The 26,197-nt window shown below is 71.0% G+C and carries 23 protein-coding genes, 1 pseudogene and 1 riboswitch; of the genes and pseudogenes, 9 read left to right on the top strand and 15 right to left on the bottom strand.

The genetic code is table 11. The features are described from left to right. Positions 1-8: 8 nt before the first annotated feature. Complete coding sequence (locus M8C17_RS17730; protein ID WP_252417603.1) at positions 9-1,538, bottom strand: MFS transporter; 1,530 nt, start codon at positions 1,536-1,538, stop codon at positions 9-11. A 34-nt stretch (positions 1,539-1,572) separates the two neighbouring features. Further along, a pseudogene (locus M8C17_RS17725) lies at positions 1,573-1,650 on the bottom strand (DUF4440 domain-containing protein); the annotation flags it as partial. Positions 1,651-1,761: 111 nt separating this feature from the next. Between M8C17_RS17725 and M8C17_RS17720 the strand changes: the two are divergent. From M8C17_RS17720 to M8C17_RS17705, 4 genes are all read left to right on the top strand, one after another. Beyond that, on the top strand, positions 1,762-2,229 hold the full coding sequence (locus tag M8C17_RS17720) for a hypothetical protein (protein WP_252417602.1): 468 nt from the start codon (positions 1,762-1,764) through the stop codon (positions 2,227-2,229). 205 nt (positions 2,230-2,434) lie between these two features. Continuing rightward, positions 2,435-2,651: riboswitch (cobalamin riboswitch) on the top strand. 199 nt (positions 2,652-2,850) lie between these two features. Beyond that, positions 2,851-5,169: a ribonucleoside-diphosphate reductase subunit alpha gene (locus tag M8C17_RS17715; RefSeq protein WP_252417723.1), complete on the top strand. Its 2,319-nt coding sequence runs from the start codon at positions 2,851-2,853 to the stop codon at positions 5,167-5,169. Between the two features lie 38 nt (positions 5,170-5,207). Next, positions 5,208-6,203, top strand: coding sequence for a ribonucleotide-diphosphate reductase subunit beta (locus M8C17_RS17710; protein WP_252417722.1), 996 nt, complete (start codon positions 5,208-5,210; stop codon positions 6,201-6,203). A 91-nt stretch (positions 6,204-6,294) separates the two neighbouring features. After that, positions 6,295-6,597, top strand: coding sequence for a GNAT family N-acetyltransferase (locus M8C17_RS17705; RefSeq protein WP_252417601.1), 303 nt, complete (start codon positions 6,295-6,297; stop codon positions 6,595-6,597). Between the two features lie 47 nt (positions 6,598-6,644). Here M8C17_RS17705 and M8C17_RS17700 read toward each other — a convergent pair whose 3' ends face one another. Then, on the bottom strand, positions 6,645-7,256 hold the full coding sequence (locus tag M8C17_RS17700; protein WP_252417600.1) for a dihydrofolate reductase family protein: 612 nt from the start codon (positions 7,254-7,256) through the stop codon (positions 6,645-6,647). Positions 7,257-7,522: 266 nt separating this feature from the next. On the opposite strand from M8C17_RS17700, the gene pdxY reads away from it, so the two are divergent. Continuing rightward, positions 7,523-8,374, top strand: a complete 852-nt coding sequence (gene pdxY / locus M8C17_RS17695) for a pyridoxal kinase PdxY (RefSeq protein ID WP_252417599.1) — start codon at positions 7,523-7,525, stop codon at positions 8,372-8,374. Between the two features lie 33 nt (positions 8,375-8,407). Here pdxY and M8C17_RS17690 read toward each other — a convergent pair whose 3' ends face one another. From M8C17_RS17690 to M8C17_RS17680, 3 genes are all read right to left on the bottom strand, one after another. Then, positions 8,408-9,433 carry a polysaccharide deacetylase family protein gene (locus M8C17_RS17690; protein ID WP_252417598.1) on the bottom strand — a complete coding sequence of 342 codons (1,026 nt, stop codon included), beginning with the start codon at positions 9,431-9,433 and terminating at the stop codon, positions 8,408-8,410. Positions 9,434-9,762: 329 nt separating this feature from the next. Continuing rightward, positions 9,763-10,944 (bottom strand): DUF418 domain-containing protein, encoded by a 1,182-nt coding sequence (locus M8C17_RS17685; RefSeq protein ID WP_252417597.1) that lies wholly within the window; start codon positions 10,942-10,944, stop codon positions 9,763-9,765. A 152-nt stretch (positions 10,945-11,096) separates the two neighbouring features. Then, positions 11,097-11,429: a putative quinol monooxygenase gene (locus tag M8C17_RS17680; RefSeq protein WP_252417596.1), complete on the bottom strand. Its 333-nt coding sequence runs from the start codon at positions 11,427-11,429 to the stop codon at positions 11,097-11,099. Positions 11,430-11,633: 204 nt separating this feature from the next. Here M8C17_RS17680 and M8C17_RS17675 point away from each other — a divergent pair, with 204 nt between their 5' ends. Beyond that, the gene (locus M8C17_RS17675) at positions 11,634-11,999 is read left to right on the top strand and encodes a hypothetical protein (RefSeq protein WP_252417595.1); all 366 of its coding nucleotides are present in this window, start codon (positions 11,634-11,636) and stop codon (positions 11,997-11,999) included. 107 nt (positions 12,000-12,106) lie between these two features. Here M8C17_RS17675 and M8C17_RS17670 read toward each other — a convergent pair whose 3' ends face one another. Together M8C17_RS17670 and M8C17_RS17665 are read right to left on the bottom strand one after the other, a co-directional pair. Next, positions 12,107-13,033: an acetamidase/formamidase family protein gene (locus tag M8C17_RS17670; protein WP_252417594.1), complete on the bottom strand. Its 927-nt coding sequence runs from the start codon at positions 13,031-13,033 to the stop codon at positions 12,107-12,109. 44 nt (positions 13,034-13,077) lie between these two features. After that, entirely contained in the window at positions 13,078-13,833 is a 756-nt protein-coding gene (locus tag M8C17_RS17665; protein ID WP_252417593.1) for an SDR family NAD(P)-dependent oxidoreductase, read from the bottom strand. A 221-nt stretch (positions 13,834-14,054) separates the two neighbouring features. Here M8C17_RS17665 and M8C17_RS17660 point away from each other — a divergent pair, with 221 nt between their 5' ends. After that, positions 14,055-16,358: an LLM class flavin-dependent oxidoreductase gene (locus M8C17_RS17660; RefSeq protein WP_252417592.1), complete on the top strand. Its 2,304-nt coding sequence runs from the start codon at positions 14,055-14,057 to the stop codon at positions 16,356-16,358. Then, positions 16,348-17,427, top strand: a complete 1,080-nt coding sequence (locus tag M8C17_RS17655) for an LLM class flavin-dependent oxidoreductase (RefSeq protein ID WP_252417591.1) — start codon at positions 16,348-16,350, stop codon at positions 17,425-17,427. The genes M8C17_RS17660 and M8C17_RS17655 overlap by 11 nt, the downstream gene beginning before the upstream one ends. A 90-nt stretch (positions 17,428-17,517) precedes the next feature. Here the strand turns inward: M8C17_RS17655 and M8C17_RS17650 are convergent, their stop codons facing one another. Further along, the gene (locus M8C17_RS17650; RefSeq protein WP_252417590.1) at positions 17,518-18,045 is read right to left on the bottom strand and encodes a MarR family winged helix-turn-helix transcriptional regulator; all 528 of its coding nucleotides are present in this window, start codon (positions 18,043-18,045) and stop codon (positions 17,518-17,520) included. Between the two features lie 197 nt (positions 18,046-18,242). Here M8C17_RS17650 and M8C17_RS17645 point away from each other — a divergent pair, with 197 nt between their 5' ends. Then, positions 18,243-20,618 carry an acylase gene (locus M8C17_RS17645; RefSeq protein WP_252417589.1) on the top strand — a complete coding sequence of 792 codons (2,376 nt, stop codon included), beginning with the start codon at positions 18,243-18,245 and terminating at the stop codon, positions 20,616-20,618. A 65-nt stretch (positions 20,619-20,683) separates the two neighbouring features. Here M8C17_RS17645 and M8C17_RS17640 read toward each other — a convergent pair whose 3' ends face one another. Genes M8C17_RS17640 through M8C17_RS17615 form a run of 6 tightly spaced genes read right to left on the bottom strand, consistent with a single transcriptional unit; the run spans position 20,684 to position 26,156 of the window. Next, positions 20,684-21,499 (bottom strand): bifunctional 2-polyprenyl-6-hydroxyphenol methylase/3-demethylubiquinol 3-O-methyltransferase UbiG, encoded by an 816-nt coding sequence (locus M8C17_RS17640; protein WP_252417588.1) that lies wholly within the window; start codon positions 21,497-21,499, stop codon positions 20,684-20,686. 32 nt (positions 21,500-21,531) lie between these two features. After that, entirely contained in the window at positions 21,532-22,305 is a 774-nt protein-coding gene (locus tag M8C17_RS17635; RefSeq protein WP_252417587.1) for an ABC transporter ATP-binding protein, read from the bottom strand. Beyond that, the gene (locus M8C17_RS17630; protein WP_252417586.1) at positions 22,305-23,048 is read right to left on the bottom strand and encodes an ABC transporter ATP-binding protein; all 744 of its coding nucleotides are present in this window, start codon (positions 23,046-23,048) and stop codon (positions 22,305-22,307) included. Before M8C17_RS17630 ends, M8C17_RS17635 begins: the two co-directional genes overlap by 1 nt. Further along, entirely contained in the window at positions 23,045-24,073 is a 1,029-nt protein-coding gene (locus M8C17_RS17625) for a branched-chain amino acid ABC transporter permease (protein ID WP_252417585.1), read from the bottom strand. Before M8C17_RS17625 ends, M8C17_RS17630 begins: the two co-directional genes overlap by 4 nt. Beyond that, complete coding sequence (locus tag M8C17_RS17620) at positions 24,070-24,966, bottom strand: branched-chain amino acid ABC transporter permease (protein ID WP_252417584.1); 897 nt, start codon at positions 24,964-24,966, stop codon at positions 24,070-24,072. Before M8C17_RS17620 ends, M8C17_RS17625 begins: the two co-directional genes overlap by 4 nt. Continuing rightward, positions 24,963-26,156, bottom strand: a complete 1,194-nt coding sequence (locus tag M8C17_RS17615; protein WP_252417583.1) for an ABC transporter substrate-binding protein — start codon at positions 26,154-26,156, stop codon at positions 24,963-24,965. The genes M8C17_RS17620 and M8C17_RS17615 overlap by 4 nt, the downstream gene beginning before the upstream one ends. Positions 26,157-26,197 lie beyond the last annotated feature (41 nt).

The following is a 26,197-nucleotide window of genomic DNA, read 5'->3' as shown; positions in this document are numbered from 1 at the left end:
CGGCACCGTCAGCGTGCCGCGCCTTCGGTGACGGGTGGACGCTCCGCCGGAGTAGCGGTGCGTGGGCCGGCGGGTCGCATGAGGACGGCCACGAGCAGGCCGGCGATGACGCCGACGGCTCCAGCCACGGCGAAGGTCGCCTGGACGCCGGCCACCCCGGCGGCGTGCGCCGCGCTGTCCAGCACCTGCCGTCCGGCTGCCGGGGCGGCACGCAGCAGGCCGGGTGTCTGCCCGCCGGCGATGGCGTGCGCGACGTGCGTCGGATCCGGAATGCCCCGTCCGGCCAGGATGCTTTCCGCGCGGGCGGTGAAGACGCTGCCCAGCGCGGCGATGCCGAAGGCGAAACCGAGCTGGCGGGTGGTGTTGACCGCGCCGGCCGCCATGCCGCCCCGCTCCACGGGTACCAGGGACATGGAGACCGAGCCGAGGATGGGCGTCGCGAGACCGACGCCGACGCCGACGAGGGCGAGCCCCGGCAGCAGCGACGGCCACCCGGCCGCACCGTGCACGAGCGCCGCGGTGAGCAGGCTGCCGAGCCCGACGAACAGTAGCCCGGCGCCGATGACCAGGTCCGGCCGCCGACCGTGCAGCACCCGCCCCAGCACCGCCGAGACACCGAACGCGGTGACGGACAGCGGCAGACCGGTGAGCCCCGCGGCGAGCGGACTCATCCCCAACACGGACTGCAGCCAGATCGAGGTGTAGGTGAACGTGGTGAAGGCGGCGAACGTGAGCAACAGACCGGCGAGCAGCACCGCGACGAACGAGCGGTTGCGCAGCAGGGTGAGGTCGAACATGGCGTGTCGGGTGCGCGCCTCGATCACCACGAACCCGGCCAGCAGGAGCGCCGCCGCCACCAGCAGCGACCAGACAACGCGGCTGGACCACCCGTCCTCGTTGGCCCGGATGAGTGCGTAGGTCGCGCAGGCCGCGGCGGCGGTGAAACTCGCCATGCCGGGGACGTCGATCCGGCCCCGGACGGGCGTACGGGCCTCGGTGAGGGCCGTTCGACACAGCAGGATGGCGACGGCGCTGACCGGTAGGTTGACGAGGAAGATCCAGCGCCACGACGCGCCCTCGGTGAGCAGCCCGCCGAGGATCGGGCCCACCGCGGCCGAGGCGCCCGACACGGCACCCCACATGCCGTAGGCGCTTCCCCGGTCACGGCCGGCGTAGGCGCTGTTGAGCAGGGCAAACGTGGTCGCGAACATGGCCGCCGCGCCGACGCCCTGGATGGCGCGTGCGGCGATCAACACGCCCGAGTTCGGTGCGAGACCGCACATCAGCGACGAGACCGCGAAGAGCGCGAGCCCCACGACGTACACGCGGCGGTGTCCCACCCGGTCGCCGATCGAGCCGGCGCCGAGCACCAGTGCGCCCAGCGCGAGGGCGTACGCGTCGATGACCCACTGCAACGCGCCGAAGGACGCGCCCAGGTCGTCGACCATGTCGGGCAGGGCGACGATCACGATCGTGACGTCGATCAGGAGCATGAACGTACCCAGACAGACCGTCAGCAGTGGCAGCCACCTGCGCATCCTGGTACCTGCTCTCCTCCGGGCGGCTGCCCCAGCTGGTGGGCTCGAGCTCGGGCTGGTCGAACAGACGCAACCAGCTTCCGTCCGGCCGGTGACGGACAACCTGTGCGCGGCAGTGATTCGAACCAGTTCGAATCACTTGGTCGGCGATGCACGTGAATGTTGACTGTGCCGGTCCGGAAGCGCCCGCCGTGGGCGGGGCGCCGAGAGAACGGAGGCACCTTTGACCACCTCGCGACCGCGAATCCTGGCGATGCTCGCCGCGCTGGTCCTCCTCACCACCGGGACGGTGTTTCTCGCCGGTCCGCCGGCGCAGGCGGCGACCGGTACCTGTTCGGGTTCAAAGGTCGGTGGCTTCGACCTGTACGGGGACGTGGCCATCAACGGTTCGACGAGATACGGATATGTCGAGGTCTACTACAGCGGCGGCTACAACTGCGCACGGACCGTGTCGAGTCCGAACACCTGGGGCGTCAGCAAGGTCATGTCCGTCGAGCTGTGGGTCTGCTCGTCGGGCACCAGCAACTGCCGGCTCCTGGCGCCGGACGACCGGGACCACGGCACCTACCGGTACTACGCCGGTCCGGTGACCGCCTACGCCAGCGGAAAGTGCATCTGGGTCATCGGCAACATCTACTACCCGCCGACGGACTCCAACGCCGGGAACAACAAAACGGGTTGGTGCGGCTGACGTCCACGTCAGGACGCTCGACGTTCGCCTGACCGACGGGAGCGGGTCACCGCATCCGCACTGCCGCACGGTGCGCGCTGAGATCACTCCAGCGTGCACCGTGCGCCGTTCCGGCTGGTGAGCGCCCAGGAGGGCCGTCCAGGTGCGAGGCCCGACACACCCGGGACCGACATGTGGGGTGTGACAACGGAATCCCTCCCCATATATGGTGTCGAGCGCAGCTGGTTCGACCGCTCATCGCAGTGGCCGAGGCAAGAGGGAACCTGGTGGAAATCCGGGACTGCCCCGCAGCGGTGAGTGGGAACGACCGCCGTCATCAGCACTGGGCCGCGAAGCGGCCTGGGAAGCGACGGCCAGTAGGTGACCGGCGAGTCCGGTCGTGCCCGCAAGTCCGAAGACCTGCCAGCGCGCCGCACACCCGCACCCGGGTGGGCGGCGGTCCGAGGCCGCGTGGGACGGCTGACGCCACCTGACCCACGCCCGTCGGCGTGCCGTCCGCCGGTGTCCGCCTCCTCGTGTCCGAGGGCCATCAGGTCCCGAACTCGCGAGGAGTGAGTAGTGACGGTCACCCAGGCAGTCCCGGTCACCGCCGACCCGGCCCCGCCCGGTCGGCGGACGCAGATGCGTGTCCGCAAACGCGACGGCGCCACCGAACAGGTCGACGTGAACAAGATCGTCCGGGCGGTCGAGCGGTGGGCCGACGACCTCACCGACGTCGACCCGCTGCGGGTGGCGACCCGGACGATCAGCGGCCTGTACGACGGCGCGACGACGGCCGAACTGGACCGGCTGTCCATCCAGACCGCGGCCGAGATGATCGGAGAGGAACCGCAGTACTCCCGCCTCGCCGCCCGGCTGCTGGCCGGCTACGTCGACAAGGAGGTCCGCCGGCAGGGCATCACCTCGTTCAGCGCGGCGATCCGGACCGGCCACGCCGAGGGACTGATCGGAGACGACACCGCCGCCTTCGTCGCCGCCCACGCCCGTACCCTCGACGACGCCGTGGACGCGGGCGGCGACCGGCGGTTCGAGTACTTCGGCCTGCGCACGGTCTACGACCGGTATCTGCTGCGCCACCCGAGCAGTCGGCTGGTGCTGGAGACCCCGCAGTACTGGCTGCTGCGGGTGGCCTGCGGGTTGTCCCGTACGCCGGACGAGGCGGTCGGCTTCTACCGGCTGATGTCCAGCCTGGCCTACCTGCCCAGCTCGCCGACGCTGTTCAACTCCGGTACCCGGCACACCCAGATGTCCTCCTGCTACCTGGTCGACTCCCCGCGCGACGAGTTGGACTCGATCTACCAGCGGTACGCCCAGGTCGCCAACCTGTCCAAGTTCGCCGGTGGCATCGGCATCGCCTACTCCCGCGTCCGGTCCCGGGGTTCGCTGATCCGCGGCACGAACGGGCAGTCCAACGGGATCGTGCCGTGGCTGCGCACGCTGGACGCGAGCGTCGCCGCGGTCAACCAGGGCGGCCGGCGCAAGGGCGCGGCCTGCGTCTACCTGGAGCCGTGGCACCCGGACGTCGAGGAGTTCCTGCAACTGCGGGACAACACCGGCGAGGACGCCCGGCGCACCCACAACCTGAATCTGGCCAACTGGATCCCGGACGAGTTCATGCGCCGGGTCGAGGCCGACGAGATGTGGTCGCTGTTCGACCCGCACGAGGTGCCGGAACTGCCCGACCTGTGGGGGGAGCGGTTCGACGCCGCGTACCGGGCGGCCGAGGCGCAGGGCCGCCAGGTGCGGCAGGTCCCGGCACGGGAGCTGTACGGGAAGATGATGCGCACCCTGGCCCAGACCGGCAACGGGTGGATGACCTTCAAGGACGCGGCGAACCGGCTGTGCAACCAGACCGCCGAGCCGGGCAACGTGGTGCACCTGTCCAACCTCTGCACCGAGATCATCGAGGTGTCCAGCGACACCGAGACCGCCGTGTGCAACCTCGGCTCGGTGAACCTCGCCGCTCACCTCACCGACGGCGGCGTCGACTGGGAGCGGCTGCGCGCCACGGTCCGTACCGCCGTGACGTTCCTCGACCGGGTCATCGACATCAACTACTACCCGACCCCGCAGGCGGCGGCGAGCAACCCCCGCTGGCGACCGATCGGGCTCGGGCTGATGGGCCTGCAGGACGTGTTCTTCGCCCTGCGGCTGCCGTTCGACTCCCCGGCCGCGCGGGAGCTGTCCACCCGGATCAGCGAGGAGCTGTACCTGACCGCCCTGGAAACCTCCGCCGACCTGGCGCGCCGCTTCGGCGCGCATCCGGCGTACCCGCAGACCCGGGCCGCGCGGGGCCAGCTGCAGCCCGACCTGTGGGGTGTCGAGGGCACGCAGACCGCGCGGTGGGACGCGCTGCGGAAGCGGGTCGAGACGGACGGACTGCGGAACTCGCTGCTGGTGGCGGTCGCCCCGACCGCCACCATCGCCTCGATCGCCGGCTGTTACGAGTGCGTGGAGCCGCAGGTGTCGAACCTGTTCAAGCGCGAGACCCTGTCGGGGGAGTTCCTCCAGGTCAACACCGCTCTGGTACGCGAGCTGAAGGCCCGTGGCCTGTGGACCGAACAGATCAGGTCGGCGATCAGGCGCGCCGAGGGGTCGGTGCAGGACATCGCTGAGCTGCCGGGCGCCGTCCGGGAGCTGTTCCGTACCGCGTGGGAGCTGCCGCAGCGGGCGCTGATCGACCTGGCCGCCGCCCGCGCACCGTTCATCGACCAGTCGCAGTCGCTGAACCTGTTCCTGGCCTCGCCGACCATCGGCAAGCTCTCCTCGATGTACCTGTACGCCTGGAAGGCCGGGCTGAAGACCACCTACTACCTGCGCTCCCGCCCCGCCACCCGGATCCAGCAGGCCACCGTCGCCCTCACCGCACCCACGGCGACCGACACGGAGGCGCTGGCCTGCTCGCTGGAGAACCCCGAGTCGTGCGAGGCCTGCCAGTGACCGCCGCCAACACCACCACCGACACGAGGACCACGCACATGCTGCTCGACCCCGGGATGGACCTCACCCTCCGCCCGATGCGGTACCCGCACTTCTTCGACCGGTTCCGTGACGCCATCCGCAACACCTGGACCGTCGAGGAGGTCGACCTGCACGCCGACCTCGCCGACCTCGACAAGCTCTCGCCGGCCGAGCGGCACCTGGTCGGCCGCCTGGTGGCCTTCTTCGCCACCGGCGACACCATCGTCGCCAACAACCTCGTGCTCAACCTCTACCAGCACGTCAACAGCCCCGAGGGCCGCCTCTACCTGTCCCGGCAGCTGTTCGAGGAGGCGGTGCACGTCCAGTTCTACCTCAACCTGCTCGACACGTACGTGCCCGACGAGGCCGAGCGCTTCGACGCCTTCGCGGCCATCGAGAACATCCCCTCGATCCGTCGTAAGGCCGAGTTCTGCTTCCGGTGGATCGACTCCCTGAACGACCTGCGGGAGCTGCGGTCCCGCGAGGACCGGCGGACGTTCCTGCTCAACCTGATCTGCTTCGCCGCCTGCATCGAGGGGTTGTTCTTCTACGGCGCGTTCGCCTACGTCTACTTCCTGCGCTCGCGGGGGCTGCTCCACGGCCTGGCCTCCGGCACCAACTGGGTGTTCCGCGACGAATCCATGCACATGGCCTTCGCCTTCGACGTCGTGGACACCGTGCGTCGCGAGGAACCCGACCTGTTCGACGACGACCTCGCCGACCAGGTCCGCCTGATGCTCACCGAGGCCGTCGAGTGTGAGGTCCAGTTCGCCGAGGACCTGCTCGGCCACGGTGTGCCGGGACTGACCCTGACCGACATGCGGGAGTACCTCCAGCACGTCGCCGACCGGCGCCTGGCCCAGCTCGGCATCGCCCCGCACTACGGGTCGGTCAACCCGTTCGCCTTCATGGAGTTGCAGGACGTGCAGGAGTTGTCCAACTTCTTCGAGCGGCGGGTGTCGGCGTACCAGGTCGGGATCACCGGCGCCGTCGCCTTCGACGACGACTTCTAGCCCCGAAGCCCCGGTCCGCGACCACGGCGGGCCGGGGCTTCGGCCCACCCACCGGGCCGGGGGTCGACCGGCAGCGTGATTGGATGGTCAGGTGCAGTTCACCGTGACAGACGCGCCGACGCGGGAGCGGTTCGAGGCGCGCGACGAGGCGGGCGTGGTCGCCGGGCTGGTCACCTACCAGTTGACCGGCAACATCATCGTCTACACCCACACCGAGGTTGATCCGGCGTTCGAGGGCAGGGGCGTCGGCTCGACCCTGGCTCGTGCCGTGATGGACGACGCGCGGGCCAGGGGCCGGACCGTCGTCCCGATCTGCCCGTTCCTCGCCGAGTGGCTGGTCAAGCACCCGGAGTACGAGGGCATCGTGGCCCGGTCGACCCGCAAGGTCAAATAGCTCCCCGCCCGGGCAGGCAGGCATGGCCAGCCTGCCCGGGCGAGTGGTCAGACCGACTCCGGAACGGCGGACGTGCGGCTGTAGGTGAGGAAGATCGCCCCGCTGTCCAGCACGGTGTGGTCGCTGAGGTGCCAGGTACGGGGCTCGAAGGCGGCGTCGCGCCCGAACAGCGGAATGCCCGCTCCGATGGTCAACGGAGCCAGCTTGACGATCAGCTGATCGATCTCGGCGTACAGGGCGCCGGCCAGGGCTCCGCCGCCGATCACCCAGATGTCCTTGCCGTCCTGCCGCTTCAGGTCACGTACGGTGCCGATCGGGTCGCCGGACAGGACCTGGACCGCCCCGTCCGGGCTTCCGGACAGCGTGCGCGAGAACACGAGGTGGCGCAGGTGGGGATAGGCGTCGGTGACGCCGGCCTTCAGCCCGATCTCGTAGGAGTGACGCCCCTCCAGCACGGTGTCGAACCGGGTGCCCTCGGCCGTGACGCCGAGCGCCTGCCTGGCCGGGCCCGGCAGGGTCTCCGGGTACTCGGCGACCAGGTGGCGCAGGTAGTCCTCGGGGATCGGCCAGAAGCCGCCGGGGCCGGTGGGGTCGGCGCCGTCCGGGCCGGCGATGAAGCCGTCCAGGGTGGCGGCGATGTAGTAGACGAGCTTGCGCAACGACGATCTCCTTGCTCGGGTGCACCTCGGGTTTCAAGGTCAGCTTCGTACCGTGCCACAAGCTCCGGCTGATCGAGAAGAGGCCCGGTGGAGGTCTCGCGCACCGTGCCGGGACCGAATTCGTCCGGGCGTTCGCCCGCGCTCGGCTGCGCACCCTGCCGGACGGTCCCGCCACCGCGGTGGGGGAGAGCGGGGCCGGAGTGGGTCATCCGACAGAAACGGTGGGCCGCACGTGCGGCACCAGCGGGTACCGCCATGATGAGCTGGTGAAGATCCTGTCCATCCAGTCGTCGGTCGCCTACGGCTACGTCGGCAACTCGGCGGCCGCCTTCCCCCTGCAGCGGCTCGGCCACGAGGTCTGGCCGGTCCTGACGGTCCACTTCTCCAACCACACCGGGTACGGCGCGTGGCGCGGGCCGCTGCTCGCACCGACCGACGTGGCCGAGGTGATCGCGGGCATCGCGGACCGCGGGGTCCTCGGCAGTGCCGACGCGGTGCTGTCGGGCTACCAGGGTGACCCGGCGATGGGCGCGGTGATCCTCGACGCGGTGGACACGGTCAAGGCGGCCAACCCGGACGCGGTGTACTGCTGCGACCCGGTGATGGGCGACATTGGCCGGGGGATGTTCGTCCGGGCGGGCATTCCGGAGTTCATGCGGGACATCGTCGTCCCACGGGCGGACATCATCACCCCGAACCATTTCGAGCTGGACTTCCTCGCCGGCCGTACGACGAACTCGCTGACGGAGGTGTTGGAGGCGGTCGACGTGGTGCGCGAGACGGGACCCCGGCACGTCCTGGTCACCAGCGTGCTCCACGGCGACGTGCCGGCGGGCTCGCTGGAGGTGGTGGCCGTCTCGGACGAGGGCGCCTGGGCGGTCACCACACCGCTGCTACCGATCAACCCGAACGGCGGAGGGGACGTCACCGCGGCGCTGTACCTGGCGCATCTGCGGACGACGGGCTCGCCCGCGACGGCGCTGGAGCGCACCATCGCCTCCGTATTCGCCGTCCTGGAGGCGACCCTCGCGGCGGGCACCCGGGAGATCCAGCTGATCGCGGCCCAGGACGCGATCGCCGAACCGCCAGCCAGCTTCACCGCCCGCCGCCTACGCTGACGCACGTCCCACCGTGCGGGTGGCGACCCTGGGTCAGCCGGCGGTGCAGGAGCGGATCTGTGGCCGGGCGGCGCTGTTGCCGTTGAACATCGTGGTGAAGCCGAAGGTGTTGCCGCTGCCGTTGGAGCGCATGGTCAGGACTCTGCCGCTGCTGTCCCAGTTGGCGCTGCCGTTCCAGGTGGTGGTGACGCTCTGCGGCGCGGTGACGGCCACGACCACCGTCCAGGTGTTGGCGCCGCTGACCGTCACCGACGTGTTGTACCGGTCACCCCAGACGTTGGTGGTCGTCGCCGTCGCGGTGCAGCTTCCGGACGGGGGTGGCGGGGTGCCACCGCCGGGCGGCGGGTTCGTGCCGTCGGGCGCGACCGCGCGGCCGGTGGACGGCGAGATCATGCCCGGGCAGAGATTGCGGCCGGCGAGGTTCGCGACGATCTGCGGAATCGCGTCGCGGGTGTTCTGGATGCCGTCGTGCATGAGGATGACCTGACCGGCCTGGAGGCGGCCGGCGTTGGACACGATCTGGCTGACGCTGGCGCCGTTCCAGTCCTGGGAATCCACGTCCCAGATGACCTGCCGCATGCCGAGTGACGAGGCGACGGACTGCAGCGTCGAGTTGGTCTCCCCGTACGGTGGCCGGAACAGTTGGGGCCGGCTGCCCGTGGCGGACTGGATCGCCGTGCTCGTCTGGGACAGGTCGGACTGCATCTGAGCCTGAGTCATCGAGGTCATGTGGGCGTGGTTCCAGCTGTGGTTGCCGACCCACATGCCGGCGGCCACCTGCGCCTGCGCCGCCGCCCGGTTGTTCTGGACGTTCTGCCCGACGTTGAACATCGTGGCCCGTACGCCGTTGTTGCGCAGCACGGTCAGCAGGGCGCTGGTGCTGCCGGTCGGCCCGTCGTCGAAGGTGAGCCCGACGTAGCCGTTGCAGGTGGCGGCGCTCGACGGGGTCGCGGTGGCCGCGACGACGACGCCGCAGGTCGCAACGGCGGTGGCCAGCACGGACAGCGCCGCGCGCAGTCGCCCGGACCGCATGACGCTGCCGGCGGAGACGTTGCTCATCTGGTGCCCCTTCCACGGGCCCGGACACGCTCGGTGCCCGGACAGCAAAGGCCGGACCGGTGGGTGCGTCGCGGGTACGTCGGTCGCATCGACCTGAGTGGATCGGAGTATTGCAGCGGGAATTCGAACAGGTCAACAACTTCCGGAAACGTGCGACCTCGATATCCGATCGCCATGGTGGCCTGGTCCGTCGGTCGATCTGCCCGGCAGGACATTGACCAGGTGGAATGCCTCTCGGGATGAGCGCGAGCGGCGCTGCCCTTCCGCAACTTTTTCCGGAAATCGTTGACGCTCAGGTGTGGCGGTATCGATAGTCCCGCCATCGACGGTCACCGTCTCATCGCGGGTCGTTCCCGGTTGGTCCAGGCCCGGAGGACCCATTCCGCGGGGCCGTACCGGAACCGGCGCAACCACCACGCGCTGGCGGCGAGCTGCACGGCGAAGAGCGCCAGCGCGACCAGCAGGACCTGTGCGGGTGGTGTGTGCCCGGCGAGGCCGACTCCGACGCCGGTGAAGATGACGACGCAGGCCAGGGACTGGCCCAGGTAGTTGGTCAGCGCCATCCGTCCCACCGGCGCCAGGACGTCGGCAACCCGGCGTCGCCGGTGAAAGAGGCGGAGCATCGTGGCGGCGTAGGCGGCGGCGAGGAACGGGGCGGTGATGACGCTGAGCATCAGGCCGGTCAGGTTGCTGGTGCCGCCGCCGACGGCGAAGAGCGTCGCACCGGCCAGTCCGACCGGATAGCCGACCGCCTCGATCCTGCGCAGCAGCGGCAGGTGGGCGGGGACCTCGGCGAGCATCCGTTGCTTTCCGGCCGCGAGCCCGACGAGGAACGCGGAGAACGCCAGCGGTCCCTGGACGGCGAGCCCGCCGAGCGCGGCGGGCAGCGACCGCAGGTGCTCGACCACGACGTCGCCGAGACCGCCCTGGAGTGCCGCCGTGGAGCGAGCGCCGGCCTCGACCGCGGCGGCGGAGTCCGGCACGAGGGTCGCGCCGAGCACCGCGGCCACTCCGATGAGGAAGGCGACGGCGCCGACGACGCAGGCCGCCGCCGTCAGGGCCGTGCGGGGGCTCATCCGTCGCGCGGCGAGCAGGAGGAGCCCGAGCAGCGCGTACGCGGTGAGGATGTCGCCCTGGAACAGCAGGACCGCGTGGACGATCCCGAGGAGGAACAGCCCCGACAGCCGCCGCAGGAACCGCGGCAGGAACGGAACACCACGTCGGGCCGCCGACTCGATCTGCAAGGTGAAGCTGTAGCCGAACAGGAACGAGAACAGCAGGTACGCCTTCATCGCGAACAGCAGTTCGACCAGCGTGGAGATCATCCGGTCGAACCAGTTGTCGGCGGGGTCGGCCACCAGATGGAACGCGTATCCCGAGGCGAAGAAGGCGATGTTCACGAGCAGGATGAGGAGCAGGGCCACGCCTCGCAGCGCGTCGATGTCGTTGATCCGCGAATTGGACGCTGAATGTGGACGGTCGGCTCGCCGTTCCCCCGTTGACGACTGCATTCTTCGACGCTATTCAACCTCGCCGGTGTGTCGATATCCCGCAGCCCGGACGGTCGCGAGTAGGGCCGTCCCTACCGACCACCGCCGGCGATCCCCGCGGCGGTACGGGCGTCCCGGGATGCGTTAAAGGTCACCCGCCACCTCGGAGGAGGTCAGCGCCCCTCGGGGACGGCCATCTCGCCGAGCAGAGACCAGTCCTGCTGCGGCACGGTCGCGTTCACGATGCGAGGCGTCTCGGCCAGGTACGGCGGCAGGGTCTCCTGGGCCGCACGGAAATGGGCGGACTGCACGTGGGCCCCGCCGGCCTCGTCGTCGCGAAACGCCTCGACCAACACGTACTCCGTCGGGTCGTCCAGGCTGCGGGACCAGTCGAACCACAGGCAGCCCGGCTCGGCCCTGGTCGCCTCGGTGAAGTCGGCGGCGATCTGCGGCCAGCGGTCGGCGTGCGCGGGCAGGACGCGGAACTTCGCGGTAATGAAGATCATGGCCACCAGGCTACCGCCAGGGCGGTGGCGGGACGGCAGGCAGCGGTGGGGTCGCGGCCGGCACCCGCGTCGGTGAGCGGCAGAGCCGAGCCACCCCAGTTCGGGTTTGTTCGGGACTGTTCGAGGTGCTTCCGGCATCCGGGGCCGCTGGTCAGGATTGGGCCGGAGCCGGGGTGCTCCACAGTCGACGGCAGGGAGACACCGATGAAGTTGCTCAAGACACTGGCCATCTCGGGTGCGGTGGCCGCCGCGCTCGTGATGGGTACGGCGGCGCCGGCGAGTGCCGACGCGTACTCGTACAACGGATACGGATCGGCAAATTTCGAGAGCGCCGGCGACTACATCACCCTCACCCACTACACCTACGACCCCTATCCTGGCCACTACGCCTCCTACGCCGAGTGGTACACCAACTACGGCCGGACCGGGTTCTGCGGCGACAACATCGGCGGTCGGCTCGGCTGCAACGAGGACGTGGCGGAGAACCGGTACATCACCATCCGGGTCTGCACCCGGTATGGCGTGTTCAACCAGGTCGACTGCGGCGACTGGGCGACCTCCCGCACCTGACCTCGGCAGCCGGAGCGCTGCCGACGGGATCGGGACAGCCGCACCTGCGTCCGACGGGTGCGGCTGTCCCCGTGCGACGGGAGTCGTCACGGTGGCGCCGCGTCGGTTCAGCGCAGCGCGTCGTCGCGGAGCACCGCGTGCGCGCCGACGGTCTGGTTGACGATCTGCGTCACCCGTACGTCGACGGCGACGCTGGCCAGCGCCACGGCGTCCGGGCGGCTCACGCCGTGCAGCCGTTGCATCAGGGTCAGCATCGAGTTCAGGGCCATGTACGTGGCGTCGTCGAGGGACGCGCCGACGCCGAGGGTCAGCCAGGCGTCCGCGGTGCGCGCCACCGGGCCGGTGAGCGGGAAGTCGTCCCGGACGTCGAAGGTCAGCGTGACCTCGTCCATCGGGCACTCGATCGCGGTGCCGCCGACCTCGCCGTCTCCCTGCGCGGCGTGCCCGTCGCCGACCGAGAAGAGTGCTCCGTCGACCGGGATCGGCAGCAGCAGGGTGCTGCCGGCGGTCAGGTCCTTGCAGTCCAGGTTGCCGCCGTGCGGCCGGGGCGGCACCGTCGAGTGCCGGCCCGGCTCGGCGGGTGGCATGCCGAGCACCCCCATGAAGGGACGTAACGCGACGGTGTGGCCGTGCTGGTTGCGGCCGGTCATCGCCACCGGGTCGAGCGCCCAGGCGTGCACCACGCCGTCCGACTCGACGCCGTACCGCTGGTTGAAGTCGCTGGGCCAGCCGCCGGCCACGGTGGTTCCCCAGGTGGCCGGGACGATCGCGTCGACGCGTACCTCGAGGGTCTGGCCCGCGCGGGCGCCGCGGACCGCGACCGGACCGATCAGGGCGTGTCCGTGGTCGGGCTGGTACTGCGGTGCCCGGGGCCGTTCCCGGTTCGGCCCGGCGGTGTAGGGGCCGGCCGACCACCAGCAGTCCAGGGTGCGGTAGGTGACGGTGTCGCCGGGGTCGATGGTGAGCACCGGCGCGAAGTCGGGGGAGAAGTGGCCGTGCAGGGTCTCGTCGCCCGGGGTGAGGGTGTGTCGCATCTGCGCAGGCTAGTTGCCGTTCCCGGGGCTGGGGTAGACGGAACTCAGGGGCGCAGGCCGCCCGAGGCCAGGATGACCTCTCCGGTCAGCCACCGTGCCTCCGGACCGGCGAGGAATGTCACGACGCCAGCGATGTCGGAGGGTTGACCGAGTCGGGCGAGCGGGGTCTGGGCAATCAGTTCCTTGACGTACGGGCTGTCGACGAGCCCGTGCTCGTGCCCGCCCTCGGTCTCCGTTCCGCCAGGCGCCACGGCGTTCACCCGGATCTGCCGGGGGCCCAGCTCCTTGGCCAGTACGCGGGTGATGGCCTCGACGGCACTCTTCGTGGCGGTGTAGATCATCAGGTTCGGCTGGGACAGGTGCACGGCGGTCGAGCTGATGTTGACCACGCTTCCACCGTTGGGGCCGAAGCGCTTCACCGCCTCCCTGGTCGCCAGGATGACCCCGAGGACGTTCACGTCGAACTGGAACCGGTAGTCCCGTTCGGTGACGCTATCGAGCGCGCCGAACTCGTAGACACCCGCGTTGTTCACCAGGATGTCCACCGACCCGAACTCGGCGATCACCTGCTGGAACATGCTCTCCATGTCTGGTCCGCTGGTGACGTCACCGGCGATGGCGATCGCCCTGCCGCCCTGATTTTCGATGTCTGCTACCACCTGTGCCGCCCGGCGCGTGTCTCCCGGGTAGTAGTTGACCACCACGGTGGCGCCTGCTGCGGCGAGGTCCCTGGCGATGCCGGCTCCGATGCCCTGGGCGGCGCCCGTGACTACCGCGACCCGGCCGGTCAGTGTTCCCATGACGCCCTCACTTCCACGGTCAGCGGCCGGACGCGCCATGACGTAATGCTCTGCGTTCCGGCCGAACTGCTCATTTGCCTCAAGCATGCGACCAGATCGTTTGTCCGACAACTCATGTTGGGATCAACACACGTCTGAGGTCGGGAATGCGCTGGCCGGCAAATCAGTTGTCGATCAACGGATATGCAGGCCAGACGACCGAGATTGGTGGTACCAGCACAATGCCCGATTACGGACACGAACTCCTGTTCGGGACGTTTCTCACGCCCAGCGCGGCCGACCCGGATCGGGTCGTGACGCTCGCCGAGTTGACCGAGGCGGTCGGCTTGGACCTCACCACCTTCCAGGACCACCCGTACAACGCCGAATTCCTCGACACCTGGACCCTGCTGAGCTGGGTCGCGGCTCGTACCGAACGGCTGAGGGTCTCCGCGAACGTCCTGAACCTGCCGCTGCGTCCGCCGGCCGTCCTGGCCCGCGCCGCCGCGAGCCTGGACCGGCTGTCGCACGGCCGGTTCGAGCTGGGCCTCGGCGCCGGCGCGTTCTGGGACGGCGTCGAGGGCATGGGCGGCCGTCGGTTGACCGCGGGGCAGGGCGTCGACGCCCTGCGCGAGGCGATCGACGTGCTGCGCGGCGTCTGGGACGACGCGGCCCCCGGGCCGCTGCGCCGCGAGGGAACCTACTACCCGATCCCCGGCATGCAACGGGGCCCGGCGCCGGCCCACGAGATCGACATCTGGCTCGGCGCCTACCAGCCACGCATGCTCGCACTGACCGGCCAGCGGGCCAACGGCTGGTTGCCGACCCTGGAGTACCTGCGGTCGCCGGACCGGGTCACCGCCAACCGGCTCATCGACGAGGCGGCCGTCGAGGCCGGAAGGGACCCCCGCCAGATCCGTCGGCTGCTCAACGTCTTCACGGTCGACGTGTCGTCGCGTAACCGCGGCTTCCTGCAGGGGCCGGCCGAGCAGTGGGTCGACCAGCTCCTCCCACTCGTCCTGGAGGAAGGGTTCAGCGCCTTCCTGATCGGCCGCGACGATCCACGGCTCATCCAGACCCTCGGTGAGGAGATCGCTCCCGCGCTGCGGGAGGCCGTGGCCAGAGAGCGCGCGGGGAACGCACCGACCGGTCGGGTCCGGTCCGCCGTCAGCCTGGCAAAACGCCAGCCCGGCATCGACTACGACGCGCTGCCCGCGTCGCTCACCGGCAGGTCCGTCGAGCCCGGCGACCCGGACTACGAGCAGGTGCGCCACAGCCACAGCTGGCACGGGTCGCCGGCCCTGGTGATCCGCCCGCAGAGCGCCGCCGAGGTCGTCGACGCGGTCGTCTACGCGCGGACGCAGAACGTGCCGATGTCCGTGCGCAGTGGCGGGCACGGCATCAGCGGTCGGTCCACGAACGACGGTGGCGTGGTCATCGACATGTCCGCCATGAACAAGGTCGAGGTGCTCGACCGGGCCACCCGCCGGATCCGCCTGGAGCCGGGGGCCCGTTGGGGGCACGTCGCCCGGGCGCTCGCCCCGTACGGCCTGGCGATGAGCTCGGGAGACTACGGCGACGTGGGCGTCGGCGGCCTGGCCACCACCGCCGGCATCGGCTACCTGGTACGCAAATACGGCCTGACCATCGACCACATCGTCGCCGCGGAGATCGTCACCGCGGCCGGCAGCCTGCTGCGCGTCGACGAGCACCAGCACCCCGACCTGTTCTGGGCGATCCGTGGCGCCGGCGGCAACTTCGGCGTCGTCACCGCACTCGAACTCGAGGCGTACGAGGTCGGCGACGTCGCCTTCGCCCAACTCGTCGTCGACGCCACCGACACCGCCGACGTGCTCCGTCGGTGGGGTCGGCTCGTCGAGGACGCGCCGCGGGAGATCACGAGCTTCCTCGCCCTGTTCCCCGCCCGCCGGGGCAACCCGGTGACAGCGCAGGTCACCCTCGTCCACGCGGGAGACGACGTCGAGGCGGCGCAGTCCGCCCTGACCCCGTTCCTGGAGATCGGGCCGATCCTCGGCCAGCAGGCCCACCTCGTGCCGTACCCCGCGATCGTCGCGCCACCTGACGACCAGCATCGGGGTCAGGGGCTGTCCGACAGCCACAGCGGCCTGCTGCACCACATCACCCCGCAGGCGGCCGACGTCATGGCAGCCATGATCCGCTCCGGTGACGTGATGGTGATGCAGTTCCGCTCCGTCGGGGGAGCGGTCAACGACGTCGCCCGCGACGCGACCGCCTACGCACACCGGGATCAGAACTTCTCGGTGCTCGCCGCCACCGTCGCGGATCGCAGGCCCCAGCTCGACAAGCTCTGGGCCGATCTGTACGAGCACCTCGACGGCATGTACCTCAGCTTCGAGTCCGACACCAGTCCGGAACGGCTCCTGGACGCCTTTCCGGAGCCCACCCTCAGCCGGCTGCGCGCCATCAAGGCGACGTACGACCCGGACAACGTCTTCAACCGCAACTTCCCCATTCCGCCGGCGGATGTCCGGCGGACCGAAGAGGAGAACGACCATGCCGCTTGAGATCGGCCTGATCACGTTCGGCGAACTCACCGCCGATCCGGCCACCGGTCGGCTGCCCGAACCACGGCGGCACCTGCGCAGCCTCGTGGAGCTCGCCCAAGTCGCCGACCAGGGTGGACTGGACGTCATCGGCGTCGGGGAGCACCACCGCTCCGACTTCGTCGCCACGGCGCCCCCGATGGTGCTCGCGGCAATGGCCGAACACACCAGCCGGATCCGCCTCACCAGCGCGGTCACCGTCCTCAGCTCCGACGACCCTGTCCGGCTGTGGGAGCAGTTCGCCACCCTCGACCTGCTCTCCGGCGGTCGTGCCGAGATCATCGCCGGGCGCGGCTCGTACACCGATTCCTTCCCGCTCTTCGGCTACGACCTGGCCGACTACGCGGAGCTGTTCCGGGAGAAGCTCGACCTGCTGCTGCGGATCCGCGAGACCAACCCACTCACCTGGGCGGGTGGACGCTTCCGTCCGCCGTTGCACCGGGCCGACATCGCACCCCGGGCCCTCCAGGAGACGCTGCCGGTCTGGGTCGGGGTCGGAGGCAGCCCCACCTCGGCACTGGAGACCGGCGCCCGAGGGCTGCCCATGATGGTCGGCGTCCTGCTCGGCGCCGTCGGTGGACACTCCGGCAACGTCACGCTCTACCGACGAGCGGCCGAGCAGGCCGGGCGCGACCCGGCGACCCTGCGGGTCGGGGTGGCGGTGCAGGGCTATGTCGGCAGCAGCAGCCAGGAGGCACGCCGGACCATGTATCCGTACTTCACCGCCGGCTTCCGCGACAACAACCACCAGCGGGGCCAGGGATTCGTGCTCACCCCGGAGAAGTTCGCCTCCCACACCGGTCCACAGGGCGCCCTCGTCGTGGGCAGCGCGCAGGAGGTGATCGACAAGATCGCCGCCTACCACCAGACGTACGGCATCAGCCGGCTGCTCCTGCACATCGGCTTCGGGGGAATGCCCCAGGCCCAGCTCCTCGCGTCCGTGGAGCGCCTCGCCACCGAGGTCGCCCCGGTGCTCCGCAGGGAACTCGCCGTCCCGCCGATCAGCTACCCCGGGGCAGCCGCCGCCTGACCGGCCGGAGGGAATCGATTGCGACGCGGTCAGCCCGGCCGCCCGGGTTCGAGGCGGCCCAGCGGTCGCCCGAGCCTGGTCAGGCCCGCGTCAGCGCGCGGGCTGGTCCTCCGGGCGAAGGACGTCCGTCACGGCGGCGCAGGGGTCGGTACCGGGCCCGGCGGTGTGGATCGCCTCGGCGGCGCGTTCGGCGAAGTCGCGGAAGGTGGCGCGCTGCTTCTCGGGCAGACCGGCCAGCACATGGTCCTCGGCGTGCGCGACCCGCTTCTCGGCGTCGGCCAGCGTCTCCCGACCACGCTCGGTGGCGACGATGCGGCGCGCACGCCGGTCGCGCGGATCCAACTGCCGCTCGATGAGGCCGGCGTTCTCCAGGTCGTCGATCACGTAGGTCAGGACGCTGCGGTCGATCACCAGGCGGGACGCCAGGGCCGCCTGGGTCGGCACGTCCTCGTGGACGACCACGGCCAGGATGTGGTAGCCGCGGCTGCCGTGGGGCAGATCCTTCAGGGCCTCCTCGACGTACTCGTGCCAGCGGCGCAGCACCATGCCGAGCGACCAGCCGAAGTTGGAACCCCGCTCGCGGTCGGCCGGCAGCTCGCAGGGGTCGGTGGTGGACATGAAACCCACCGTAGCAGGCAGTATGTTGATCAACTTATCGGTTGTCGATCGACGTATCCGTCGACCACAGACCCACGTCGGGCCGGGTGATCGCCGTCCAGGGGTGTACGGGACGGCGTGGCAGCGACGAGAATGCCGACCAACGTGAATGTCCCTCTGGCAACGGCGTCCGGGGGGCGTGACGGGGGGAGGACGCGATGAAAGCAGCAACACGCCTCGGCGCGGCGGTGACCGCGCTGGGCCTGGTGGCAGCGGTGCTGAGCGCGCCGCCGGCCGGCGCCCACCAGCGCGACCGCGGTTACTCGGCCGAGATCCGCCGCGCGTCCTACGGCGTGCCCCACATCACCGCCACGAGCTTCGCCAACCTCGGCTTCGGTGTTGGCCACGTGCAGGCCGAGGACAACCTCTGCGTCATCGCCGAGAAGGTGGTGACGGTCAACGCCGAACGCTCCCGCTACTTCGGCGCGACCGGCCCGACCGACGCGAACGTGCGCAGTGACCTCTTCTTCCGCAAGGCCATCGACGACCGGACGGTGGAGCGCCTGCTCGACGGCCGCCGCGACGGCGTCCACGCACCGTCCAACGACGTCCGCGACCAGATCCGTGGCTTCGTCGCCGGCTACAACTCCTACCTGCGCCACACCGGTGCCGCGAAGCTCACCGACCCGGCATGCCGGGCCAGGCCGTGGGTGCGCCCGCTGACCGAGATGGACATCTGGCGCACCACCTGGGCCAGCATGATCCGGGCCGGTTCCCGGGCGCTGCTCGACGGGATCGTCGCCGCCGCCCCGCCCACCGCCACCGGCCCGGCGGCCGCCCAGGACGCACCCGGCGCGGCCGCCGTGCTCGCCTCCTCCGACGGTGCCCCCGCCGGGGTGGGCAGCAACGCGTACGGCCTCGGCGAGGCGGCGACCGCCAACCGGGGCGGCATGGTGCTGGCCAACCCGCACTTCCCGTGGGACGGCGCGGAACGCTTCTACCGGATGCACCTCAAGGTGCCCGGCCGCTACGACGTCGAGGGCGCCGCCCTGATCGGTGACCCGATCATCGAGATCGGCCACAACCGCACCCTCGCCTGGAGTCACACCGTCTCCACGGCACGCCGGTTCGTCTGGCACCGCCTCGCGCTGGTCCCCGGCGACCCCACCTCGTACTACCTGGACGGTCAGCCCCGAAAGATGACCACCCGCACGGTCACCGTGCAGGTGCCCGGCTCGAACGGCGGCACCGTACCGGTCAGCCGGACCTTCCACGACACCCACTTCGGGCCGGTCGTGGTGGTGCCTGGCACGTTCGACTGGAACAGCAGCGCCGCGTACGCCATCACCGACGTCAACGCCACCAACAACCGGGCCTTCGACGGCTGGCTGCAGATGGGCCGCGCCGAGACGGTCCGCGACCTGAAGCGGGTGCTCGACCGCTACCAGTTCCTGCCCTGGGTCAACGTGATCGCCGCCGACGCCCGCGGGGAGGCGCTCTACGCCGACCACTCGGTGGTGCCCCGGGTGACCGCCACCCTCGCCGCCGCCTGCATTCCGGCGCCGTTCCAGCCGCTCTACGCCAGCAGCGGCCAGGCCGTCCTGGACGGCTCCCGATCGGCCTGCGCGCTCGGCACCGACCCGGACGCCGCCGTGCCCGGCATCCTCGGCCCGGCGAACCTACCGGTCAGCTTCCGCACCGACTACGTCACCAACTCCAACGACAGTTACTGGCTGGCCAACCCGAAGGCGCCCCTGGAGGGCTACCCGCGCATCATCGGCGACGAACGCACCCCGCGCAGCCTGCGTACCCGTCTCGGCCTCGACCAGGTGCAGCAGCGCCTCGCCGGCACCGACGGGCTGCCCGGCCGGGGGTTCACCGCCGACCGGCTGTGGCGGACCGTCTTCGGCAACCGGGTGTACGGCGGTGAGCTGGTCCGCGACGACCTCGTCGCGCTCTGCACCGCCCAGCCCACGGGCACCGCCTCGAACGGCGCGACAGTCGACCTGCGCGCCGCCTGCACCGCACTGGCGCGCTGGGACCTGCACGTCGACCTGGACAGTCGCGGCGCGCACCTGTTCACCGAGTTCGTCCTGGCCAACGGGCTGCGCTTCGCCGACGCCTTCGCCGTCAGCGACCCGGTGCGTACACCGCGCCGGCTGGACACCGCCAACCCGGCGGTGCGCACGGCGCTCGCCGACGCCGTGCAACGTCTCGCCGGCATCCCGCTCGACGCCCGGCTCGGCACCGTTCAGACCGAGCCGCGCGGCGACCGGCGCATTCCGATCCACGGCGGACGCGCCGAGGCCGGTGTCTTCAACATGATCGTCAACAACCGGGTGCCCGGCGTCGGTTACCCGAAGGTGGTGCACGGCTCGTCCTTCGTGATGGCCGTCGAGCTGGGCCCGGACGGACCGTCCGGGCGGCAGATCCTCACCTACTCGCAGTCGACCAACCCGAACTCCCCCTGGTACGCCGACCAGACGGCGCTCTACTCCGGGAAGGGCTGGGACACGATCAAGTACACCGAGGCGCAGATCAAGGCGGACCCGAACCTGCGCACCTACCGCGTGGGGGAGGGCCGCCACCACTGATCCCCGGGTACGCGGACGGCCGGACTCCCCGCTGGGAGCCCGGCCGCTCCGCGCTACCGACGCGTCTACCTGCCCTCGTGGCCCGGCAGACGGCCCCGCGTCGAGACGAAGTGGTACGACATGACGGCGAACCCGGGGTCGCGGACCAGCCTTCGGAAGGCGTGGAGCTGGTTGGCGGACAGACCCGCCGCGAGCAGGTCCGGCTCCAACTGGCGGGAGTTCGTCTCGTAGAGCGACGTGCCGGTCGAACCGCCGACCCAGCTCTGCGAGTGGGTGATGGTGTCGACGTCGGTCAGACCGTTCAGGGCCATCTCGGTGTGCACGTCCTGCGCCCATCCCAGGTCGGCACCGTGCTCCTGCAGGACACCCATCATGGTGTCCATCACCTGCGCGAAGAGTTTCGCGGCGTCGTCGGTCGGGGCCGTCAACACCCGCAGCGGCGCCGTGCAGTCGAACTCCTCGACCACCAGCCACCCGCCGGGAGCCAACGCGCCGGCGAGCGTGCGGAGGACCCGCCGCCGGTCGGGCAGGTGCAGCAGCACCAGCCGGGCGTGGATGAGGTCGAACGCGTCACCGGGAGGGGCTTCGGTGCGGACGTCGTGCTGGCGTACGCGCAGGTTGCCCTCCGCGGTGAGGTGCGTGGGGTCGATGTCGGTGGCCAGCACGTGACCGTCGTCGCCGACGGCGCGGGCGATCCGCCGGGCCATCGAGCCACCACCGGCCCCGACCTCCCAGCAGCTCGCCCCCAGGCGCAGGACCGGGCGGGCCAGGCGGCGCATCGTGATCGGGTCGAGGAAGGACTCCAGCGCCTGCATCTGGGGGACGGCGTCCGGTGCGCCGTTGTCGAAGGTGTACGCGCCATCGCTGGTAGCGGTCGTCATCGGTGTCTACCTCTCTCAGAGGGTCGGATGACCTACGGGGTGTCGGCCCAGAGCCGAGGGGTGGGTCCCGTGGTGGGGGGTGTCGGGGCGGTGGCGGCGACGCTCAACATCGCCACCAGCGGGGCCGGATCGGCGCGGGCCTCGGACGTCGGCCGGTCGTAGACGACCCGGCCGTACTCCAGCACCGCCACCCGGTCGGCGATCTCGATCGCGTGTTGGAGCTGCTGCTCGACGAGCAGCACGGTCAACCCGTCGGCGGCCAGGCCACCGATGAGCTCACGGACCCGCGCCGCCAGGTCGGGGGAGAGGCCCTCGCACGGTTCGTCGAGCAGCAGAACCCGTGGTTGTCCGAGGAGCGCACGGGCTATCGCCAGCATCTGCTGCTCGCCGCCGGAGAGTTCGCAGCCGCGGTGACGCAGCCGCGCCGCCAGCCTGGGCAGCAGCTCGAGGATCCGGGCCACGGTCCACCCCTCGCCGCCGGGTGTCGCGGCCCGCCACGGCGCGGCCGCCAGGACGAGGTGCTCGGCCACGGTCAACCGGGAGAAGACCCGCCGGCCCTGCGGGACGAGACCGACCCCGGACTGGGCGATGCGGTGGGGTTGTCGGCCGGCCACGTGCACGCCGCCGATCTCGATGCGACCACTGGAGGCCCGCACCAGCCCGGCGATGGTGTGCACGAGTGTGCTCTTGCCCGCCCCGTTGCGACCCACCACGGCCTGGACGCTGCCCGGCTGCACCCGCAGGCTCACCTCGTGCAGCACGATGCCACCGGAGTAGCCGGCGCACAGCCGCTCCACGGACAACATCACGACACCCCGTCGGCGTAGGCCTGCCGCACCAGCGGCGAGGTACGGATCTCGTCCGGCGTCCCGGCGGCCAACGTCCGGCCGTCGCGGAGCACGGTGACCGTGTCGGAGAGGGCGTACACCAGGTCGAGTCGATGTTCGACCAGCAACACGGCGACCGCCCGGGGCAGCGCCCGGAGCAGGTCGACCAGCCGGCCGACCTCGGTGGCGGACAGCCCGGCTGCCGGTTCGTCGAGCAGCAGCAGGCGGGGGCGACCGGCAAGGGCCATCGCGATCTCCAACTGGCGTCGTTGCCCGTGTGCAAGGTGACCGGCGGGCACCGCCGCGACATCGGCCAGGCCCATCTGCTCCAGCAGGGAACCCGCGCGGTGTTGCGCGGTTCGGCGAGTTCCGCCGGGCCACCACCTGCGACGCCGGATGACCCGGGGCAGTGCGGCGACCACGACGTTCTCCGTCGCGGTGAGCGTCGGAAAGACCGCCGGTCGTTGGTGGATCCGGTTGATGCCCCGGCGTGCCCGCGCCGCGGGGCCGAGCCGGCCGACGTTGCGCCCGGCGAACCGCACCGAGCCGCGTTGCGGTTTCGTCGACCCGCCGATCACGTTGAGCAGGGTCGTCTTGCCGGCCCCGTTGGGACCGATGAGCGCGTGCCGCTGGCCGTCGTGGACGCACAGGTCGACGCCGGTCAGCGCCGCGAGCGAGCCGTAGCGGACGCTGACGTCCTGGGCTTGGAGGAGGCAGGTCATGCGCGTAGCTCCGGTACCGTCGCGTGGTCACGGGCCGGGGTGGCGTCCGGGCGGCTCGGCGGGACCGTCGGTGGCTGCGACCTGTCGCGTGGGCCCCGGACTCGTTTGACGCCACTGGGCAGCAGGTAGACCGTCGCCACGAACAGCACGCCCAGCACCAGCGGGGCATGGCCGGGCAGCACCCCGAACAGCCAGTCGCGGACGGCGATGACGAGCGCGGCGCCCACCAGGGCGCCGCCGACCGAGGCGGTGCCGCCGATGACGACACCGAGCAGCAGCAGGGCGGAGGTGTCGAAGCCGAAATCGGCGGGGGAGATGTACTGCTGGGCGACGACCAGCAGTGAGCCGGCGGCGCCGGCTATCGCCCCGGCGAGGATGTGGGCGCCCGACAGGTACAACGGCACCCGGTGTCCGCTGGCCCGCAGCCGTGTCTCGTCGTCGCGGCCGGCACGCAGCACCAGCCCCACCCGGGTACGCAACAGCAGCAGGACCGCGCCGACCAGTGTGGCCACGACCACCAGGGTGTACAGGTAACGCGCCTGGTCGGAAGCCAGGGCCGGCAGACCCCAGAACGGGCGGACCGCGGCAATGCCGGCCAACCCGTCCGTGCCTCCGGTCACCGACCGCCACCGCCCGAGGACGGTCACGACCAGTTCGCAGATGGCCAGGGTGATCATCAGGACGATCACGCCCCGGGCGGGGACGACGAGCGGCACGGTCAGCGCCGCCAGCACCGCCCCGGCCCCCGCGGCGACGACGAGCTGCACGACGCCGACGTCGGAGATCTGGCTGCCGACCACGGCGCACGCGTACGCCCCGGCCGCGTACGGTGCGGTCTGGCCGAGCGTGGGCATGCCGGCGACGCCGGTGAGCAGTGCCACGCTCACCCCGACCAGGGCCAGCGCCAGCGTCCGGGCCAGGATCGCGGCGGTGTAGTCGTCGACCACCCAGGGCGCCACGACCAGGCCCACCAGGACGAGTGCGGCGACGCTACGCCGTACCCGGCGGATCACCTCGTCCATCATGTCGCCCTCCACGAGGTCGCCAGGCCGCGCGCCCGCGCGGCGAGGACGGCTGCCATGGCGGCGAACAGCAGGAACGGTGCGGCCGACGGCAGCAGTGCCACGCCCAGGGTCTGGATCTCCCCGATCGCGAGCGCGGCGAGCAGAGTGCCCGCCATGGAGCCGAGGCCACCGAGCACGACGACCACCAGCGACAGCAACAGCACCGTGTCGGCGGTGTCCGCGCCGGGGCCGATGATGGGCGCGCCCAGGACCCCCGCCGCGCCGGCCAGCGCGCCGGCGGCGGCGAGCACACCGGCCCGGATCCGCCCAGGACTCACACCCATGCAGGCGACCATCTCCGGGTCGTCGACGGCGGCCCGGACCAGCATTCCCGCCCGGGTACGCCGTACCGTCAGGTAGAGCGCGGTGGCGATCACGGCGGCCACCACGATGAAGACCAGCCGGTAGGCGGCGTAGCGGTGGCCGGCCACGACGACCGACCCGTCCAGGGCGGCTGGCACCCGCACCTGGGGGTCGTCGGGTCCGAAACCGGCGACGAGCAGGCTGCCGCCGGCCAGCGCCACCCCGAAGGTCAGCAGCGCCTGGGTGAGGTGGTTGCCCGTGGCGACCGGGGTGAGCAGGCCGGCGAGCAGCACACCCGCCGCGGCCGCGGCGAGCACACCGACCGCCAGCGCCAGCGCCAGGCTCAGCCAGCCGCCGTCGAGCAGGGCGGCGGCGGTGTACCCGCCGATCGCGTAGAGCGTGCCGTGCGCCAGGTTGAGGATGTTGGCGACGCCGAAGCAGAAGACCAGGCCCGCCGCGGCGACGAAGACGAGCAGCCCGTAGGCGACTCCGTCCAGCGCCGGGATGATGTACGGGTCGATCCGGTTCGCGCCGGCCGCCACCGCGATCACCGGCCGATGGTCGCGAGGTCACCCACGACGGTGTTGGACAGGGCGCGACCGTCCTGGCGGACCTGTCGCAGGTACCACTTCTGCACGGGGGAGTGGGTGGTGGTGGAGAACTGCCAGGTGCCGCGCGGACTGGCGATCTGCCCGAGCTGACCGATGGCCGTGTTGATGGCCTCCGGGGTGGGGTCACTCCCGGCGGCTGCGATGGCCCGGTCCAGCACCGCCGCGGCGTCGTAGGAGGCCAGCGCGTACGTCGTCGGGGAGCCGTCGTGCTTGGCCTTCCACGCCGCGACGAAGGCACGGTTCTCGGCGTTGTCGAGGTCGGGGGAGTAGTTGAGCACCGAGAAGATGTCCCGGGCGGCCTCGCCCTGTGCGTTGAGCACGCCGCCCTCGGTGAGGAACCCGGCCGCGTACAGCGGGATGTCCTTGATCTCGGACTGGGCGTACTGCTTGACGAAGTCGACGGCGGCGCTGCCGGCGTAGAACGTGTAGACCGCCTGGGCGCCCGAGGCCTTGATCCTGGCGAAGTACGGGGTGAAGTTGGTGGTGGCCGGGAACGGGGTGAAGGTGGTCTTGCCGTCGGGGTTCGCGAGCTTCCCGTCGATCTTGGCGAACGCGTCGGTGAAGCCGCGCAACTCGTCCCAGCCGCCCTGGTAGTCCGGGCCGATCGCGTACACCGAGCCCTTCACGTTGTCCCGCACGTGCTGGGCGATCGCCGCCCCGGGCTCGTCGGAGAGGTACGAGGTGTGCCAGACGCGGGAGACGTCCTTGAGCTCCGGCCGGCCGTTGGAGCCGACGAGCGGCACCTTTGTCTCGTTGAGCAGCGGGTAGACCCCGGCGACGGAGCCACCACCGACGATGCCGGTGAGCGCGACCACGCGGTCCTGCTTGAGTAGCTTCGTCGCGGCCGGCACCGCCGTCTGGGCCCCGTTGCCCTCGTCGGCGACGACGAGGTCGACCTGTCGGCCGCCGAGCTTCCCGTCGTGGGTGGCCAGGTAGAGCTCGAAGCCGTCGCGGATGTCCTTGCCGACGGCCTGGTACGTGCCGGACAGCGACGCCAGCAGGCCGATCTTGATCGAACCGCTCGCGCTCGGGCCGGACTCGTCGCCGGCGCAGGCCGTGCCGGTGGACAGCACGAGCGCGAGCAGTGTTGCGGTGAGGGCACGGCTGCGCCGAGGGGTGGTGAACGACATGTCTTCTCCAGGGGAAGGGATGGATCTCCGGCGAGGGGGTG

The organism is Micromonospora sp. RHAY321 (assembly GCF_023896955.1).
GTDB lineage: Bacteria > Actinomycetota > Actinomycetes > Mycobacteriales > Micromonosporaceae > Micromonospora.
This window is presented reverse-complemented; position numbering and strand designations above follow the sequence as displayed.

Coding starts and splice junctions, on each gene's coding strand:
- M8C17_RS17685 (WP_252417597.1), bottom strand. CDS start 10,944: ATGCAGTCGTCAACGGGGGAACGGCGAGCCGACCGTCCACATTCAGCG.
- M8C17_RS17690 (WP_252417598.1), bottom strand. CDS start 9,433: ATGAGCAACGTCTCCGCCGGCAGCGTCATGCGGTCCGGGCGACTGCGC.
- M8C17_RS17650 (WP_252417590.1), bottom strand. CDS start 18,045: ATGTCCACCACCGACCCCTGCGAGCTGCCGGCCGACCGCGAGCGGGGT.
- M8C17_RS17625 (WP_252417585.1), bottom strand. CDS start 24,073: ATGATGGACGAGGTGATCCGCCGGGTACGGCGTAGCGTCGCCGCACTC.
- M8C17_RS17635 (WP_252417587.1), bottom strand. CDS start 22,305: ATGTTGTCCGTGGAGCGGCTGTGCGCCGGCTACTCCGGTGGCATCGTG.
- M8C17_RS17655 (WP_252417591.1), top strand. CDS start 16,348: ATGCCGCTTGAGATCGGCCTGATCACGTTCGGCGAACTCACCGCCGAT.
- M8C17_RS17615 (WP_252417583.1), bottom strand. CDS start 26,156: ATGTCGTTCACCACCCCTCGGCGCAGCCGTGCCCTCACCGCAACACTG.
- M8C17_RS17630 (WP_252417586.1), bottom strand. CDS start 23,048: ATGACCTGCCTCCTCCAAGCCCAGGACGTCAGCGTCCGCTACGGCTCG.
- M8C17_RS17645 (WP_252417589.1), top strand. CDS start 18,243: ATGAAAGCAGCAACACGCCTCGGCGCGGCGGTGACCGCGCTGGGCCTG.
- M8C17_RS17715 (WP_252417723.1), top strand. CDS start 2,851: ATGCGTGTCCGCAAACGCGACGGCGCCACCGAACAGGTCGACGTGAAC.
- M8C17_RS17660 (WP_252417592.1), top strand. CDS start 14,055: ATGCCCGATTACGGACACGAACTCCTGTTCGGGACGTTTCTCACGCCC.
- M8C17_RS17730 (WP_252417603.1), bottom strand. CDS start 1,538: ATGCGCAGGTGGCTGCCACTGCTGACGGTCTGTCTGGGTACGTTCATG.
- M8C17_RS17670 (WP_252417594.1), bottom strand. CDS start 13,033: ATGCGACACACCCTCACCCCGGGCGACGAGACCCTGCACGGCCACTTC.
- M8C17_RS17665 (WP_252417593.1), bottom strand. CDS start 13,833: ATGGGAACACTGACCGGCCGGGTCGCGGTAGTCACGGGCGCCGCCCAG.
- M8C17_RS17675 (WP_252417595.1), top strand. CDS start 11,634: ATGAAGTTGCTCAAGACACTGGCCATCTCGGGTGCGGTGGCCGCCGCG.
- M8C17_RS17680 (WP_252417596.1), bottom strand. CDS start 11,429: ATGATCTTCATTACCGCGAAGTTCCGCGTCCTGCCCGCGCACGCCGAC.
- M8C17_RS17710 (WP_252417722.1), top strand. CDS start 5,208: ATGCTGCTCGACCCCGGGATGGACCTCACCCTCCGCCCGATGCGGTAC.
- M8C17_RS17640 (WP_252417588.1), bottom strand. CDS start 21,499: ATGACGACCGCTACCAGCGATGGCGCGTACACCTTCGACAACGGCGCA.